A 13637-nucleotide genomic window follows, 5' to 3' on the forward strand; every position below is an offset into this window, starting at 1 on the left:
ATCGGCGGCAAATGGCCCCGCTTACGCAGGCTGGAACCCTCACTAACAATCGGGCGGTTTGCGCTACAGAAGCGCCGGGCAGGGTTGAGTAATCAACATCCTACTCCCGGGCTTCTAACAGACCCCAGGTTTCGCCTCCAAAGCCGCCATTGAACAAAAAGCGGAACCTGGCTGACAGCGTGCCGGCCTCGACCGCGGATGTCAGGCCGTCGCCCTTGAAGGCACCCAAGGAAAAGATGAAGTACAGTTCTCCGGTGTCAGTAACTTGGCCGACACCTTCCGCCCGTTGTTGGTTTTGGTCGTCGGAAATAATCGTCCAGTGTAGGCGTGCATAGTTCTTTAGGTCTTCCTCGGCCTGAATCGAGAGGATTCCGTTGTAGCAGCACTGTTCTTCAACATAGGTGTTTGTCGCGTTATCGAAATAACCGTCGAAATACCCCTCCACAAAATACGTGCCGACGATCCGCTCAACGTCTTCGATGGGTTGCATTGTCATCGGGGCAGCCGCCTCTAAGCCTGAGTCTGGATTGCAGTCGCGGCTTTCAAGTGAACCGTCAGGCATGATCGTGTCGCACAGGATCGCGTTTTGCAGCGCTTTCCGGGCGACTTCAAAGTTCTTTTTCAGGGTTTCCTCTTTCTGAGCGTGCTCGGGGTCGTGGATTTCCTCGATAAAGCTGGCATTGGTCAGATTCGCGCCACTGAGATCGGTGCCCAGAAACGAAGTCCCGATCAGGTAAGAGTCATCCAGCAGCGCCCCTTGCAGATCAGCCCAGTTGAAATCGGCGCCATCCAGAAATGCCGCCTTGAAGTCTGCTTTGCGCAAAAATGTTTCTGACAAGTCTGCGTTTCGGATATCGGCGGCCCAGAAATTAGCGCCTTCCATGGACGAACCCCTGAAATTCGCGCGGCGCAAGTCTGCGGCCTCCAGATTGGCCCCTCTCAGAAAGGAACACCTCAGGATTGCACCGGTCAGCCCTGCACCACGCAATTGGGTATTCACCAGATAGGCGCCTGTCATTTCTGCGCCGATCAGGTTCGCGGAACTAAGGTTGGCCCCCCGTAGATCCGAGTTGACCAAAATGGCCGAGGACAGGTTGGCATTGCGAAGATCGGCTTCGCGCATGTCCACGTCGGTCAGTTCGACGGCTTGCAGATCCGCGTTGGCTAGGGACACCCCGATCAGTTTGGTATCCTCCAAGGAAAGAAACGCGCGATTATCAACTTTCGTCGTCGATTGCGGCGTACAGTCATTGTTTTGATAGAACGGGACGACTGTTGCCGGCTGCCTGTGAACAATGAGGTTGGCGTCTTTCAGAAACTGAACAACCAGACCCTGCCGTTCGCGGTTGATTTCCCGCATGATGGTCTGCGTCTTGGTTCTTGCGATCGCCAATACCGCCGGTCGGACCCAGACTTTTCCCAAGGACTGTTCCAACTGAAGCTCGCCGATCGCGTCGAAATACGCCTGCAGCGCGTTGGTCTGCAATCGGCTTTCATCCCTTTCGCGTTGCCGAAGTGTTTCTTGCTGCTGAATTTCGTTCTGACGTTTGACCGAAATATCGTTCAGCCAGAACCCACCCACCGCCAGAACAAAAGGCACGATCAAAAGGTTTAGGACATCCCACAGCGTGCGCCCCTGAAACCCCGACCAATTCGCACTGAGCGGAGCACCGCAAGACGAACAGGTTCCGGACGCTATATCCGTAAGCTGACCGCAATTCGGACATTTGGTCGTTTGGGGTGGCCGTTTCGTACCCATCCGTCGCTCTCGTCCTTCGGAAACAATAGTTTACTGAGACACGTGCTTTGGTGAGTTATGCCACATTTTCGGAAACTCTGAAAATTTCGCCGAAAACGCGCTGGGACTAACACCAGCCTGTGACAGCGAAATAAGTATTTGATGCACTCCTAGGTCGGAAGATATCTGTCCAGCAGGGCATCGACCAACCCCTCTTGAAGCCGGTCACCGGTCGGCTGGTCCACGCGCAAAATGTCTTCGAGAATGATGAATTGTTCCATTCCGGTTGTCATGGAAAGCCGGTTTGCAAGATCTTCGAACTTTGAAGGGCCCAGAGCAGACCGAACAGGGGTAAGAGCCTCAGCAAAGGCGGCAACGCGTCTGGCCCCCCGCATCTTTACGGTTCCGTCCTGAAGCGATGCTTTGAAGGATTCTGACAAAAATTGGCGAAAATACGCCTCATGCGTGCGCGAGAATTCAAGGTAATACCGCGCCACCGCATGAACACGCCGCCGAACGTCCGATATCCCCTCAAGCAAGTCTGAAGTCGGCCTGACCTCCATGTCCAATGTGGCATCCAGAGCCAGCACCCCGGGATCGGAGAAATACCTGTAAACCGTGGCGCGGCTGATCTGCGCGTGTTCGGCCACTTTCGCCAGGGTTACTTCGGTGCCCTCGGACATGAGCGCACGCGCCGCCGACAAAAGTGCCTCGCGCGTTCGGTTTTTCTGATTTGTCCGTGTTGCCAAGTTCAGGTCCTTTTATGATACACTTGTCTCATAAGTAGATATGTGTATCATAATGACATGAAGATTGAAGTAAAGGGAGTCGCCCGATGACTGAATCTCGTCCACGCATTTATCACCTGCTTGGTAATCTTTTGACCTTTCACGCCTTTCCGGCAGAGACCGGGGATCGTTATACGATTGTCGAGATCAGGACCGCCCCGGGTGCTGGCGCGCCGCCTAATCATCATGCGGGTGAAGACGAAAGTTTCTTCGTACTGGACGGGGAGTTTGAGTTTCTTGTGGACGGTGAGACCATCAAGGTCTCAGGCGGTGATTTTGTAAAAGTGCCAGATGGCGCGGTTCACGCATTTACTTGTACTAGCGCCCAACCCGGTCGGCTGCTTTGCGTCAATTCTCCGGGCGCCATGCATGACGCGTTTTTTACCCAGGCTGGCGAAGCCATGCCCGACGGAACAACCGAGATTCCGGTTATGGACGCGCCCCCTGACATACCGGCGATCATGGCTGTCGCAACCAGCGCCGGTATGACGATCCTGGCACCTGCTGACGCCTGATCCCTTTCAACTGCGCCTGACAAGGCAACAGAGATTTGCCTTGTCTTGCCCGCTAGATGCAAAGCCTTTTGTCGCTTGGACACATGTTTCTGGCAGGGATTCATACGTAGACCCGCAGGGCGCTTGCCATATGCGCGGCAGTCCTGCTGTATCGTATGGTTGCCACGTCAACCGAGGGGGTTGCGGCGGGATCAGGGGGTGCGGCGCATAGCCAAAACACCAAGCACTCGCGGAGGCTGTGATGCCCCCCGACTGTAACCACATTCAGACTTGGAAACCCATTTGGCCGCAATGCGCATGTCATTGGCGCTTTGCAACATGCTGCGTGAACTGCCTCCTTCCACATCATTTGGGTGATTGGAATGGAGATAGACGTATGGCGAATATCGAAAGACTGATTGAGGAGCCCACCTTGGATATGCTGAATGCAAAGATTGCGCAGATGTCCCAATATGGCTGGAAACCGATTGGTTGTCCGAAAAGGTCCAGAACGGGGTTTGTGCAGACTGTACAGCGGATATGTTGTATCTGTTGAATATGATACGGTCTCGCTAATCGAACAATTAGACCCGAATGACAAACCGGTACACCAATGTGGGTCGTAACTGGCGACGATGTGCCAGCGGTGGACGGAGGCCCGGAACGACTAAGTAAGGAACCGAACGCCGATGAGGTATTCCGACATGGTCAAAAACCGATCTTGGCAATGCGCCACGGAACTGGCGATGGCCGGAGAACATGAGCCTGCGGGAAAAATCCTGCACGCCTACGGGTTGATGAAATCAGAAAGCGATGACCTTGAGACTGTCCTGCGCCTAATGCGCGAGGCGCGCGACGACGTGAAAGAACAGGGCAACAGTCAAAAGCCAAAGCACCTGGTTCTGCATTTCGAAGCACATTTTACGGAATAGCCCAAACGGGGCTGACCAATTGCGACCAAAGCTGGATGCAGGAGGTGGCAAAACCTATCGATAAACAGCGTTTCACCCACGGGCGCCCAATACCGGCGAATTCAGTTTGCTAATCCAGTGTTCGACCGGATTTTCAAACAAAAAAATTTGGGGGCTTGATGGTGCTGCTGGAGGGCATTGAAACCCTATATGTAGATGTCTCAAAGAATCTCAGATAGAGATTAACTATATGAAATACATCAACTTATCTCCCTCATTCGGCCTCAATTAATCTCGACTAGCGGCAGTTCATACAATACCTAGAGGTGGACTAATAGGTGGACTGGTAGAGAGCTATATGGCGAAAAACAAATTGAGCGCGCGTGGCGTTATCGCGCTAGAGGCTGGAAAGCACTGCGATGGCGCTGGGCTCTGGCTTGTGAAGGCAGATCCTAACAGCGGTAAGTGGGTTCTTAGACTGACGGTTTTCGGTAAGCGACGGGAAATGGGCCTCGGGCGGTGGCCGGATGTTGGCTTGGCGGAAGCCCGGGAAACAGCTGACGCAGCACGACGCGAACTGCGAGAAGGCCGAGACCCGATTAGAGAGGGGCAAAAGCGGCGTGTAGAAGCCCAGCGCAATTTGCATCTGTTTAGAGACATCGCTCGGGACGCGTTTGAAGCGCGGAAGTCTGAGTTGCGGGGTGGCGGAAAGGCGGGGCGTTGGTTTAGCCCGCTGGAGTTACACGTCATACCCAAACTTGGTCATGTGCCGGTTGCTGAAATTACTCAGATCGATCTGCGGGATTGCCTTGCGCCTATCTGGCATGAGAAAGCCGAGACTGCTCGGAAGGCGTTGACACGGACATCTATTTGTCTGGAGCATGCAGCCGCGCTGGGCATTGATGTTGACTTGCAGGCCCCCAGGAAGGCACGTGCATTGCTTGGCAAACCGCGTAAGGCCACCACCAACATTCCGTCGCTTGCCTGGAGTGAAGTGCCTGAGTTCTACAAAAGCTTGGACGAAGGTACAGTCACCCACCTCGCTCTGAAACTTCTAATTTTGACCGGGGTAGGCGGTCCAGGGGAGTTCAAGATCGGGTACGCTGGTGATACGTTCAACACAGCTTGGTATTTAGCGAAAATATTACCGAATACAGAGGTCGCTTATTTTACGACAGTTGGTGACGACAAACTGTCCCGCGAAACGCGAGCCTTTATTGACAGAACAGGCATCGATACCTCTCACATTTGTGAAATCCCGGATGGAACGGTGGGTCTCTATATGATCCACCTTTCCAACGGCGAGCGTAGTTTTTCCTACTGGCGCAACAGCTCTGCCGCCAGACGGCTTGCTGACGACCCAGATGCGCTTGACCGTGCTATCGAAAAAGCGGATTTGATCTATTACTCAGGAATTACGCTGGGAATTCTTGGTCCTCAATCGCGTGAAAACCTACTTGGTGCTCTCCAAAAGGGGCGCGATGTAGGGAAAACCGTGGCTTTCGATACGAACATCAGACCCAAACTTTGGTCGAGTACCGAAGAAATGAAGCGTTCAATCATGCGCGCTGCTGAACTCTCGGATATCGTGTTGCCGTCTTTTGACGATGAAAGCGCGTGGTTTAATGACGACTGTCCGACCGCTACTCTTGAACGATATGCAAGACATGGTGTGGAGCGGATCGTCGTAAAGAACGGCGAGCATTCTGTGGTTTATCAAGATGGGAATATTAGAGGGGAGGTGCCCGCTAAGCCGGAAACTTCCGCTATTGATACAACAGCCGCTGGTGATAGCTTCAACGCTGGCGTTTTGCTCAGCGTTTTGGAGAAAAGCGATTTCCGCGCAGGAATATCATTAGGCTGCCAATTGGCCAGCTACGTAATCCAAGCCAAGGGAGCGCTGGTTCCTGTCGATGCACTGCGTGTTACAGCCTGAGGCGATTAATCCCGACTTGTGTTTAACGTGGAATATTCGCACCGCACGGCCATTATCTCAAGAAAGGTAACTTTAACACTGAAACAATAAAGGCATTAGAAAAGGTCATTCGCTTAAGTGCAATCAAAAGACCGCAATACGCAGTGTGCCATTGGTCGTCTAAGTAAAAAGCAGATGTGAGTGTGCCCTAGTTTCAGCGAAAATCTCAATGGCAATTGACGTTGGCGTGGGCCAGTTGGGATGCAACACTGCTTCAACAATATCTGCGTCAGCTATAAACCGCGCGTTATGTTTCGCCGCAAGATAGCGCATGTGGTGGTTTTCCTTCAGACACATCATTTGGATAGTCCGGACGCCTCTGTTCTGCGCCATCGCGTACATCTGTCGAAACAAAGCGTCGCCAATCCCAATGCCTTGCCATTCGGCTTCGACAGAGAGTGCAACCTCTGGCTTTGATGGCCATGAATGAAAGAGGCCGCGCAGTTCCACAAGGCCCCTCAATTGGCCCCAGACAAACGCTCCACAAGCGATACTGTCGTATCGAAGGATATTCTGTGCGTAACTCAAGACACCATTGTCGTCGACGGCTCCACAAAACCGTGCCCGCCGCGTTTGGACATCTAAACGCAGAAAATGATCACAGATTTTATCTTGATCGCCGAAACCGAGACGACGGACGACCAGATCTTGTGAAGTTCTCCTATCGCTCATTTTTCGGGGCTCCTGCTTGGCAGGTTGGTTTGGGCCAGCACTTTCGGGAGGAGTTGAAAATGCTGGCCCGTGCGTTGGCGCTCCCTGTTGGCTTTTTCGCCACCGCTCATGCTGGCTTACTCTGGGAGGAGCGAGAACCAGCATTTTCCGTGTAAGCTTTTGGACCTGAGGGCTCGCTTAGCTATTCGTCAGCCATCAATTTTCCGGCATATTCCGGGATCTCAGATCGCGAAATTCCGATCTGAGAGAGTTGGTAATCGCTCATATTTGAAAGCGCAGAGAGCATCCGGGCCATTTTCAGTGCCTTCAAGGCCGCATTGGCCGTGGCTCCGATCCTCGCCAGGAAGCTGATTGATAGGGCGATGGAGTGACTACGATCTGTACTAGCCGTTTGGGTGTTAGCAGCCATATGCAGCCTCCATAGAAAGTCTTTTGATGCTACTGCGTGGAATGCCCAGATCTATTAAGTCACGGTCAGATAGCACCGAGAGCTCATAATACGTTGCGCGATAAACCCTGCGTTTGGCCTGTGCCTTTCGTATCGTGTCCAGATTTTGATGAAAGAACGTGCGGCCAGCTTCGAAAACGACATCCAGCGCGCTGTTTGATCGTGTAATTGCCATGATATTGCCTCGTCCGTTGCTGCAGTGCAGTATTTATGCTGCAATGCAGAGGTACGCCTGTTTGGTAGCGCTCACAATTTGGCAATCTGGCATAGGCCCCATGCCAGATTGGAACAGCAAGGGTCATGACATGGATATTTCTGCGCAAATGTTAATCTTTGCGACGGTTGTCGAGCAGGGCAGCATCTCTGCGGCTGCAAGATCAATGGGGCAGACCCCATCAGCAGTAAGTAAGCAGATCGGATTACTTGAAGATCAGGTTCACTACCGCCTTCTTAATCGCACCCGAACGGGTGTCTCTCCGACGCGAGAAGGCCAAGATTTCTATGAAAAATGCAAAGCGATGGCTGACAAATTCAATGAAGCCAAAGCGATGATCCATAGCTTTGACGGCGTCCCACGCGGAGAACTCAGGATCGCGTCCACTGTCGCCTTTGGTAAGTCACAGCTGATCCCCGCCTTGCCTGAATTCATGGAGGAGAATCCTGAAGTTCAAGTATCGTTGGACTTAACCGACCGGGAGATTGATCTTCGCAGTGAAGGGTTTGACGTGGCGATCTGCTTTGCGGAACAACACAAGAATCCAGATATGGTCATCAGGCGCATTATGCAGAGTCGGAGGGTACTATGTGCCTCACCTGAATACCTTGAGCGTTCTGGAACACCGTCGAATTTCGCCGAATTGGCTGAGCACAATTGCTTGAGAGTTGCTGGGAGAAGCCAGCGGAACGCTTGGAACAGCATCGAACCGAACGCAGGCGAAAAATTTGAAGCAACGGGTAGTTTTGAGGGAAACAGCACCGATGTCGTCTTTCGAGCCGCTCTTGCGGGCATCGGGATCGCACGGCTGCCATGCTAAATGGCAAACATTAAATTTAGCTCCGGCGAACTTGTCCACGTCATGCCGGAGTATGCACCACCCAGCACAGATATTGTCGTAATGTTTGCCGAAAGGCGGAATCTGGCACCAAAAACCCGCGCGTTCGTAGATTATCTCGTGCGGCGGTTTCGGGATACCGAAGAGAACCAAAAGAACGGCTAACTACGCGTAGAAACGATAGCAGTTGTCCAAGTTTATCCGATCCAATCTGCTGTGACTGTTTAAAAGCCCAGCCGAGTTTCAAACAGAACTGACTGGGCACCTCGATCAAAAATCTGGTAGCGGTTGGTGAATATAGATTTGGTTAATTCAAACTAAGAGGAGCCTTTCTCCGAACACATAATCAATGGCTGCTATTAGCGGCATTAAAGTGATAGTGTGCTTAACCCGCAGATAAGCTGAACACTTAACGATGGATCGCTTCACCCAAATCTGCTTCGACATTACTTTCCAATCGTTTCAACACCAAAAAAATATCCAATGTTTGGGATAGTAGGCCAAGACCTGGTCGCGGAAACGCAGTCTGCGAAAGTCAAATTTCTAAGGCCACTGAGGGCTCGGCCAAGATGAACCTTGGGTTGGGACGTAGCTATGAAAACACAATGCTCGCTTCGCTGTACACTGTAGTTACTTCAGATAAGTGTTGAACCAATCAATGGTGCGGTCCCAGGCTAGGTTTGCCATTTCCTCGTCATAACGAGGCGTGCTGTCGTTATGAAAACCGTGGTTGGCATTTTCGTAGATGTAGGCCTCGTAAACTTTTCCGTTGGATTGCAGAGCGGCTTCAAAATCCGGCCAACCTGCGTTGATGCGCTCATCAAGCTCTCCCATCTGAATCAGCAACGGTGCCTGAATATTGGCTACATCCTCAGCTGCTGGCTGGCGACCATAGAACGGCACGCCTGCGGCCAGTTCCGGGTAGGCCACGGCAATTGCACTGACTATACCGCCGCCATAGCAGAAACCCACTGCGCCGACCTTTCCGGTGCTGTCATCTCGGTTCAACAGGTATTCAAACCCATTGAAGAAATCGTTCATCAACTCGACACGGTCCACTGTCTTTTGCAACTCGCGCCCATCGGCGTCGTTGCCCGGGTAGCCGCCAACCGATGTCAGGCCGTCGGGGGCCAACGCCATAAATCCGGCTTTTGCCAACCTGCGCGCCACATCCTCGATGTAAGGATTCAAACCGCGGTTTTCGTGGATCACCAGCACCCCAGGTAGGGGCTCTTCAACGCCAGCGGGCCGGACAAGATACCCTCGGACATCACCGGTTCCATTGGGTGACGGATAGGTAATGTAGTCTGCGTGGATATCGGGATCGTTGAATGACACTTGCTGAGCCATCGCATAATTCGGGCTGAGCATGTTCAGCAACGCAACCGCCGTCACGCCGCCGACCGTGAACTTTCCGGCGCGATCCAGGAATTGGCGCTTGGTGATCTTGCCGTGCGCGTAAAAGTCGTACAGGTCCAGAAGTTCCTGGTCGAAGTCTTTTGCCGTCATGCGGGTCATTATGGATCTCCTAATGAGTTTGGCAGTCTGAAGGGGAGGGTAGTATCCGATCTGAAAGTCTTTATTTGATTGAGCGTCTGGATGGGCTTACTAAGATTCTGCCGGCGACAGTTCCATGTCCGCGTACCGTTCGCGCAGCACGTTCTTTTGAACTTTTCCCATAGTGTTTCGCGGCAATTCCGAGACGAATTCGTAGCGGCGCGGATGTTTGAAGCGCGACAGCTTGTCCCTGATGGTCTCTGCAATCTGATCCGCTTCAAGTTTTACGCTTGGCTCAATAACCAGAGCGGCGATGATTGCTTCACCAAAATCGTTGTCGGGGACGCCGAAAACCGCCGATTCCAGAACACCGTCGATGTCGTTCAGTATCTCTTCAATTTCTTTGGGATACACGTTGTAACCCCCGGTAATGATCAAGTCTTTCGACCGCCCCACAATCGATAGATAGCTGTCCTCGCTGAATTGGCCCAAGTCCCCGGTGATGAAGAACCCGTTCTCTCGTAACTCTTCGGCGGTTTTCTCGGGCATCTGCCAATAGCCTTTGAACACGTTGGGGCCGCGGACTTCGATCATTCCAACTTCGCCCGGGGGAAGTGGTTCTCCGGTTTTCGTATGTGTGACGATCACCTCGATGCCGGGCAGTGCCATGCCAACAGTTCCCGCGCGACGTTCGCCACTATAGGGGTTAGAGGTGTTCATGTTTGTCTCGGTCATGCCATAGCGCTCAAGTATTCGGTGGCCGGTGCGCGTTTCGAATGCCTGATGGGTTTCGGCAAGCAGGGGGGCAGAGCCCGAGACGAACAGGCGCATGTTCCCTGTGATCTCTTTTGTGAACCGGTCGTCTGCCAACAGTCTGGTATAGAAAGTGGGAACCCCCATCAAAAGGGTCGACTTGGGCAATTCATCCAGGATGGCGCTGAGGTCGAACTTTTGCATAAGGCGAACTCTGGCACCGGCGAGTAGTGACGTATTCATCGCCACGAAAAGCCCGTGCGTGTGAAAGATCGGCAGCGCGTGAACCAAGCGATCGTCGTTTGTGATACCCCACAGACCAACAAGAGCTTGGGCGTTGGACAATAGGTTTTGATGGCTCAGCATTGCGCCTTTGGAACGGCCTGTGGTGCCTGATGTGTAGAGCAACGCGGCAAGATCGTCCGGAGCGCGATCCACGGTTTCGAAGACGCAGGGCTGCGCGTCGGCCTCGCTGCTCAGGCTAGGGTAAACGCCGCCGAGTGTCCGCAGCTTCGCCCCAGACCGAGCCGCCAATTTTCCGACTTCAATTTCGTCTCTGCTATCGCAAACGATCATCGAAGGTTGGGCATCAGAGATGAAATAGTCCAACTCTGCCAAAGTGTAGGCAGTGTTAAGCGGCAGATAGACTGCACCTGCCTGTACCGAAGCGGCGTAGAGGGCAATCGTATCGGCCAACTTGGGCGCTTGCACAACGATGCGATCGCCTGGTGAAACGCCGTTGTTTTGCAAAACATGCGCGACCTGCGCGGTGCGCTTCAAAAACGCGTCATAGGACACAACCTGGTCATCGTCGAGTTGCAGGAACGGAGCCTCGTTGCCCTCATGCCGGGCAAACAGGCTGTCGTATAGAGTGTTGGTCACGCGGTATTTTCCCTTGGCTTGGTCGCAAGCGCAGCGGTTGAGGCCGCGCGAACAGAACGCGAGGCTTCGATCGTCGCATGTGTCGCGAACTCTTCGTGATGACGTTCTGTTTTGTTTAAATCGTACAGGTAGTTCACCATCGCACCGCCGGATTGTGATCGTCCGTTCGGTGACAAATCGGCTTCGGCGTGCAACTCGTGCAACTCAGCACCGTTTCCGAGGTGAAAGCGGGCCACGGGATCCAACGGCATCCCATCCTCGCGCTTGGCGAACAACAGGTACCGGGCGGCCATTGCGCGCAAATCTTGCGGCGAGGTTGTTGCCGCAAGTACGGCCTCGGCGGCGTGGCCGTGCTCAGGATTGTCTGTTTCGCCCTCTAGCCAACGGTTCAGTCCCGGTATCGGCGACAAGGTCACAAATGTATCAAGCCCCTCAAGTTCTCGCGACAGCTCAGTTACAACCTGTTTGATCAACAGATTGCCAAAGCTGATACCGGTCAAACCTTTCTGGCAATTCGAGATAGAGTAGAACGCCGCGACTTTCGCTTGTTCGGTTTCGATCGGTTCCCGATCTTCGGACAAAAGCGCATCGATTGCGTCTGGAACTTCAGCCGTCAGAGCAACTTCGACAAAAATCAGCGGCTCATCTGGCATCGAAGGATGGAAGAATGCAAAGCAACGACGATCCGGCGGGTAGAGCCTGCGTCGCAGATCATCCAGATCGTTGATTTGATGGACCGCTTCGTAGGCAACGATCTTGTCCAAAACGCGGGCAGGGGTATCCCAACTGATTTGTTTGAGGACAAGAAAGCCCCGATTGAACCAACTTCTCAGCAAATGAACGAAATCAATATCTGTTCGTTTGAGCTCGGGGTTGGATTTAAGAAAGCGCAATAGGTCAACGCGCATTGCTACGAGTTCTTGTGTCGCGCCGGACGGTTGGTTCAATCGGCGCAACAACTCTTGCCGTTTGGGTTCCGCGAATTCGCTAAGCTTTTGATATAAATTGACACTTCTGTCGTTTGCATAGAGGCTTGCCACTTCGGCAAGCTGATCCGCGTCCAGCTCAAGTTGGTCATTCAAATAGGCAAAAAACTCCAATTTCTCGGGGTCTTCTAAGGTCTGGTACCGATCAAGAATTGTGGAGGCGAGGGTGAAGCCCGATACTTCGCCTTCTGCGGACAACAAGGCCTCACAAAGCTCTGCAATGGATCGATAGTCATCGTTGCCGCGCTTTTTGCCGGGACGATCGAACAGCTGATTCAGCAGATCGCCCAGAAACCAGTTCCGCTGCATTTCAGGACTCCATCTGACTGCTCAGGTACTCACCCGTTCGGCGGTAGTGGTTGAGCAAGTGCCGGGTCGCGCTGTCTGCATCGTAGTCGAGTGCGGCATCCAGGATTTGCTGGTGTTCGGCAGCGATATCGCGCTTTTTGTAACTGGGCCCTCCCGCCGCCAGATAACGATAGCGAATGTTGAGGTCATAAAGCTGCGAGCAATACCGTAGCAGCAACGGCAGTTTTGCATTTTCCAACAAGGCCATATGAAACACTTTGTGGGCGTCTTCGAAGTCTGGTGCACTTTTTTGACTGGCCTTTTTCATATGGTGATGCCGCAAAACAAGCCTGTCCTCCCAAGCTCCATCTGCATTAGCGATGGAAGCGCGCAGCGCTGTTTCCTCGAGGTTGCATCGGAGCAACAGTATTTCCTCGAAGTTGGATTTGCTGACTGGCGCCGCCCGAAATCCGCGCTGATCAATCCGCTCGACCAGCATGTCAGACGTCAGGAGGCTAAGCGCCTCCCGAACCGGGCTTGCGCCCGTATCCAGAAGGCCACGGAGTTGTTCGATCTTGAGCTTCTGTCCGGGCGGCAACTCGCCTGTGAGGATCATATCGCGCAGCCGTCGATACGCACCATGAGTGGCTGATTTCTCTTTGCCCTCGGTATCAAGCATGACGTCCATATCCGACTTTTCCTCTTTGAATGCGCAATCTTTGAAGTGCTTTTAACTGAGGGCGCTTGTTCCGGTCGATAGACCGACTGTCAGGTTCAGTGAGCCTTCGTTGATCATCCAGCGCCGAAGAACAAAACTGCGCGCCCCGCTTTTATGCATCGGGTCGTCCTCGGCTAGATTTCGAGCGGCCTCAAGGCTGTCGGCGCGGTAGATGATCAGGCCCATTCCCTGCATATGCTCACCGGTTTCATCCGACATTGGTCCGGCAAAAGCCAGCTGACCCGAACGTTCAAGCTGCGCCTGATATGCCAAGTGATCAGGAAGTGACGCCTTCACGTCTTCGGGCGCTTTGGCAGGCGTGCTGTGTGCAACGTAAAGCTCCAAAGCAAGTGCGCCGCGGCTCTGTGCTTCTGATTTGTAGTCTGCCCAGGCAACCATCTGCGCCCTCCAATAAAATCGATATTAATTGACATA

The 13637-nt window shown here is 53.1% G+C and carries 14 protein-coding genes; 4 read left to right on the plus strand and 10 right to left on the minus strand.

The genetic code is table 11. The features are described 5' to 3' along the window. Positions 1 to 100: 100 nt before the first annotated feature. Positions 101 to 1759 carry a pentapeptide repeat-containing protein gene (locus GOX73_RS10025; RefSeq protein WP_171134877.1) on the minus strand — a complete coding sequence of 553 codons (1659 nt, stop codon included), beginning with the start codon at positions 1757 to 1759 and terminating at the stop codon, positions 101 to 103. 149 nt (positions 1760 to 1908) lie between these two features. Then, positions 1909 to 2487: a TetR/AcrR family transcriptional regulator gene (locus tag GOX73_RS10030; RefSeq protein WP_171123616.1), complete on the minus strand. Its 579-nt coding sequence runs from the start codon at positions 2485 to 2487 to the stop codon at positions 1909 to 1911. Between the two features lie 86 nt (positions 2488 to 2573). On the opposite strand from GOX73_RS10030, the gene GOX73_RS10035 reads away from it, so the two are divergent. The 3 genes from GOX73_RS10035 to GOX73_RS10045 all read left to right on the plus strand — a co-directional run bounded on the left by GOX73_RS10035 (position 2574) and on the right by GOX73_RS10045 (position 5867). Continuing rightward, positions 2574 to 3041 carry a cupin domain-containing protein gene (locus tag GOX73_RS10035; RefSeq protein ID WP_171126203.1) on the plus strand — a complete coding sequence of 156 codons (468 nt, stop codon included), beginning with the start codon at positions 2574 to 2576 and terminating at the stop codon, positions 3039 to 3041. A gap of 668 nt (positions 3042 to 3709) precedes the next feature. Beyond that, complete coding sequence (locus GOX73_RS10040; protein WP_171123612.1) at positions 3710 to 3952, plus strand: hypothetical protein; 243 nt, start codon at positions 3710 to 3712, stop codon at positions 3950 to 3952. A 337-nt stretch (positions 3953 to 4289) separates the two neighbouring features. Next, on the plus strand, positions 4290 to 5867 hold the full coding sequence (locus GOX73_RS10045; protein ID WP_171134878.1) for a PfkB family carbohydrate kinase: 1578 nt from the start codon (positions 4290 to 4292) through the stop codon (positions 5865 to 5867). A 159-nt stretch (positions 5868 to 6026) separates the two neighbouring features. On the opposite strand, the gene GOX73_RS10050 is transcribed toward GOX73_RS10045, so the two are convergent. The 3 genes from GOX73_RS10050 to GOX73_RS10060 all read right to left on the minus strand — a co-directional run bounded on the left by GOX73_RS10050 (position 6027) and on the right by GOX73_RS10060 (position 7201). Beyond that, positions 6027 to 6578: a GNAT family N-acetyltransferase gene (locus GOX73_RS10050; protein ID WP_171126201.1), complete on the minus strand. Its 552-nt coding sequence runs from the start codon at positions 6576 to 6578 to the stop codon at positions 6027 to 6029. Between the two features lie 181 nt (positions 6579 to 6759). Continuing rightward, entirely contained in the window at positions 6760 to 6987 is a 228-nt protein-coding gene (locus GOX73_RS10055) for a DUF1127 domain-containing protein (protein WP_171126200.1), read from the minus strand. Further along, positions 6977 to 7201 (minus strand): DUF1127 domain-containing protein, encoded by a 225-nt coding sequence (locus GOX73_RS10060; RefSeq protein WP_171126199.1) that lies wholly within the window; start codon positions 7199 to 7201, stop codon positions 6977 to 6979. The genes GOX73_RS10055 and GOX73_RS10060 overlap by 11 nt, the downstream gene beginning before the upstream one ends. A gap of 130 nt (positions 7202 to 7331) precedes the next feature. Here GOX73_RS10060 and GOX73_RS10065 point away from each other — a divergent pair, with 130 nt between their 5' ends. After that, complete coding sequence (locus GOX73_RS10065) at positions 7332 to 8060, plus strand: LysR family transcriptional regulator (RefSeq protein WP_254429162.1); 729 nt, start codon at positions 7332 to 7334, stop codon at positions 8058 to 8060. Between the two features lie 648 nt (positions 8061 to 8708). On the opposite strand, the gene yghX is transcribed toward GOX73_RS10065, so the two are convergent. The 5 genes from yghX to GOX73_RS10090 all read right to left on the minus strand — a co-directional run bounded on the left by yghX (position 8709) and on the right by GOX73_RS10090 (position 13601). After that, a complete protein-coding gene (yghX, locus tag GOX73_RS10070) occupies positions 8709 to 9596 on the minus strand; it encodes a YghX family hydrolase (protein ID WP_171134879.1) in 888 nt (295 codons plus the stop codon). Between the two features lie 90 nt (positions 9597 to 9686). Next, complete coding sequence (locus GOX73_RS10075; protein WP_171126197.1) at positions 9687 to 11210, minus strand: malonyl-CoA synthase; 1524 nt, start codon at positions 11208 to 11210, stop codon at positions 9687 to 9689. Further along, positions 11207 to 12505 (minus strand): malonyl-CoA decarboxylase, encoded by a 1299-nt coding sequence (locus GOX73_RS10080; protein ID WP_171126196.1) that lies wholly within the window; start codon positions 12503 to 12505, stop codon positions 11207 to 11209. The genes GOX73_RS10075 and GOX73_RS10080 overlap by 4 nt, the downstream gene beginning before the upstream one ends. 1 nt (position 12506) lies before the next feature. Next, positions 12507 to 13172, minus strand: coding sequence for a GntR family transcriptional regulator (locus tag GOX73_RS10085; protein WP_171134880.1), 666 nt, complete (start codon positions 13170 to 13172; stop codon positions 12507 to 12509). Between the two features lie 42 nt (positions 13173 to 13214). Further along, the gene (locus tag GOX73_RS10090) at positions 13215 to 13601 is read right to left on the minus strand and encodes a YciI family protein (protein WP_171126194.1); all 387 of its coding nucleotides are present in this window, start codon (positions 13599 to 13601) and stop codon (positions 13215 to 13217) included. Between the last annotated feature and the right edge of the window lie 36 nt (positions 13602 to 13637).

The organism is Ruegeria sp. HKCCD7221 (assembly GCF_013031225.1).
GTDB lineage: Bacteria > Pseudomonadota > Alphaproteobacteria > Rhodobacterales > Rhodobacteraceae > Ruegeria.

What these genes read in the sequence shown, in the direction of transcription:
- GOX73_RS10035 (WP_171126203.1), top strand. Translation starts at nt 2,574, where the DNA reads ATGACTGAATCTCGTCCACGCATTTATCACCTGCTTGGTAATCTTTTG.
- yghX (WP_171134879.1), bottom strand. Translation starts at nt 9,596, where the DNA reads ATGACCCGCATGACGGCAAAAGACTTCGACCAGGAACTTCTGGACCTG.
- GOX73_RS10090 (WP_171126194.1), bottom strand. Translation starts at nt 13,601, where the DNA reads ATGGTTGCCTGGGCAGACTACAAATCAGAAGCACAGAGCCGCGGCGCA.
- GOX73_RS10045 (WP_171134878.1), top strand. Translation starts at nt 4,290, where the DNA reads ATGGCGAAAAACAAATTGAGCGCGCGTGGCGTTATCGCGCTAGAGGCT.
- GOX73_RS10080 (WP_171126196.1), bottom strand. Translation starts at nt 12,505, where the DNA reads ATGCAGCGGAACTGGTTTCTGGGCGATCTGCTGAATCAGCTGTTCGAT.
- GOX73_RS10050 (WP_171126201.1), bottom strand. Translation starts at nt 6,578, where the DNA reads ATGAGCGATAGGAGAACTTCACAAGATCTGGTCGTCCGTCGTCTCGGT.
- GOX73_RS10065 (WP_254429162.1), top strand. Translation starts at nt 7,332, where the DNA reads ATGGATATTTCTGCGCAAATGTTAATCTTTGCGACGGTTGTCGAGCAG.
- GOX73_RS10040 (WP_171123612.1), top strand. Translation starts at nt 3,710, where the DNA reads ATGAGGTATTCCGACATGGTCAAAAACCGATCTTGGCAATGCGCCACG.
- GOX73_RS10085 (WP_171134880.1), bottom strand. Translation starts at nt 13,172, where the DNA reads ATGGACGTCATGCTTGATACCGAGGGCAAAGAGAAATCAGCCACTCAT.
- GOX73_RS10055 (WP_171126200.1), bottom strand. Translation starts at nt 6,987, where the DNA reads ATGGCTGCTAACACCCAAACGGCTAGTACAGATCGTAGTCACTCCATC.
- GOX73_RS10060 (WP_171126199.1), bottom strand. Translation starts at nt 7,201, where the DNA reads ATGGCAATTACACGATCAAACAGCGCGCTGGATGTCGTTTTCGAAGCT.
- GOX73_RS10025 (WP_171134877.1), bottom strand. Translation starts at nt 1,759, where the DNA reads ATGGGTACGAAACGGCCACCCCAAACGACCAAATGTCCGAATTGCGGT.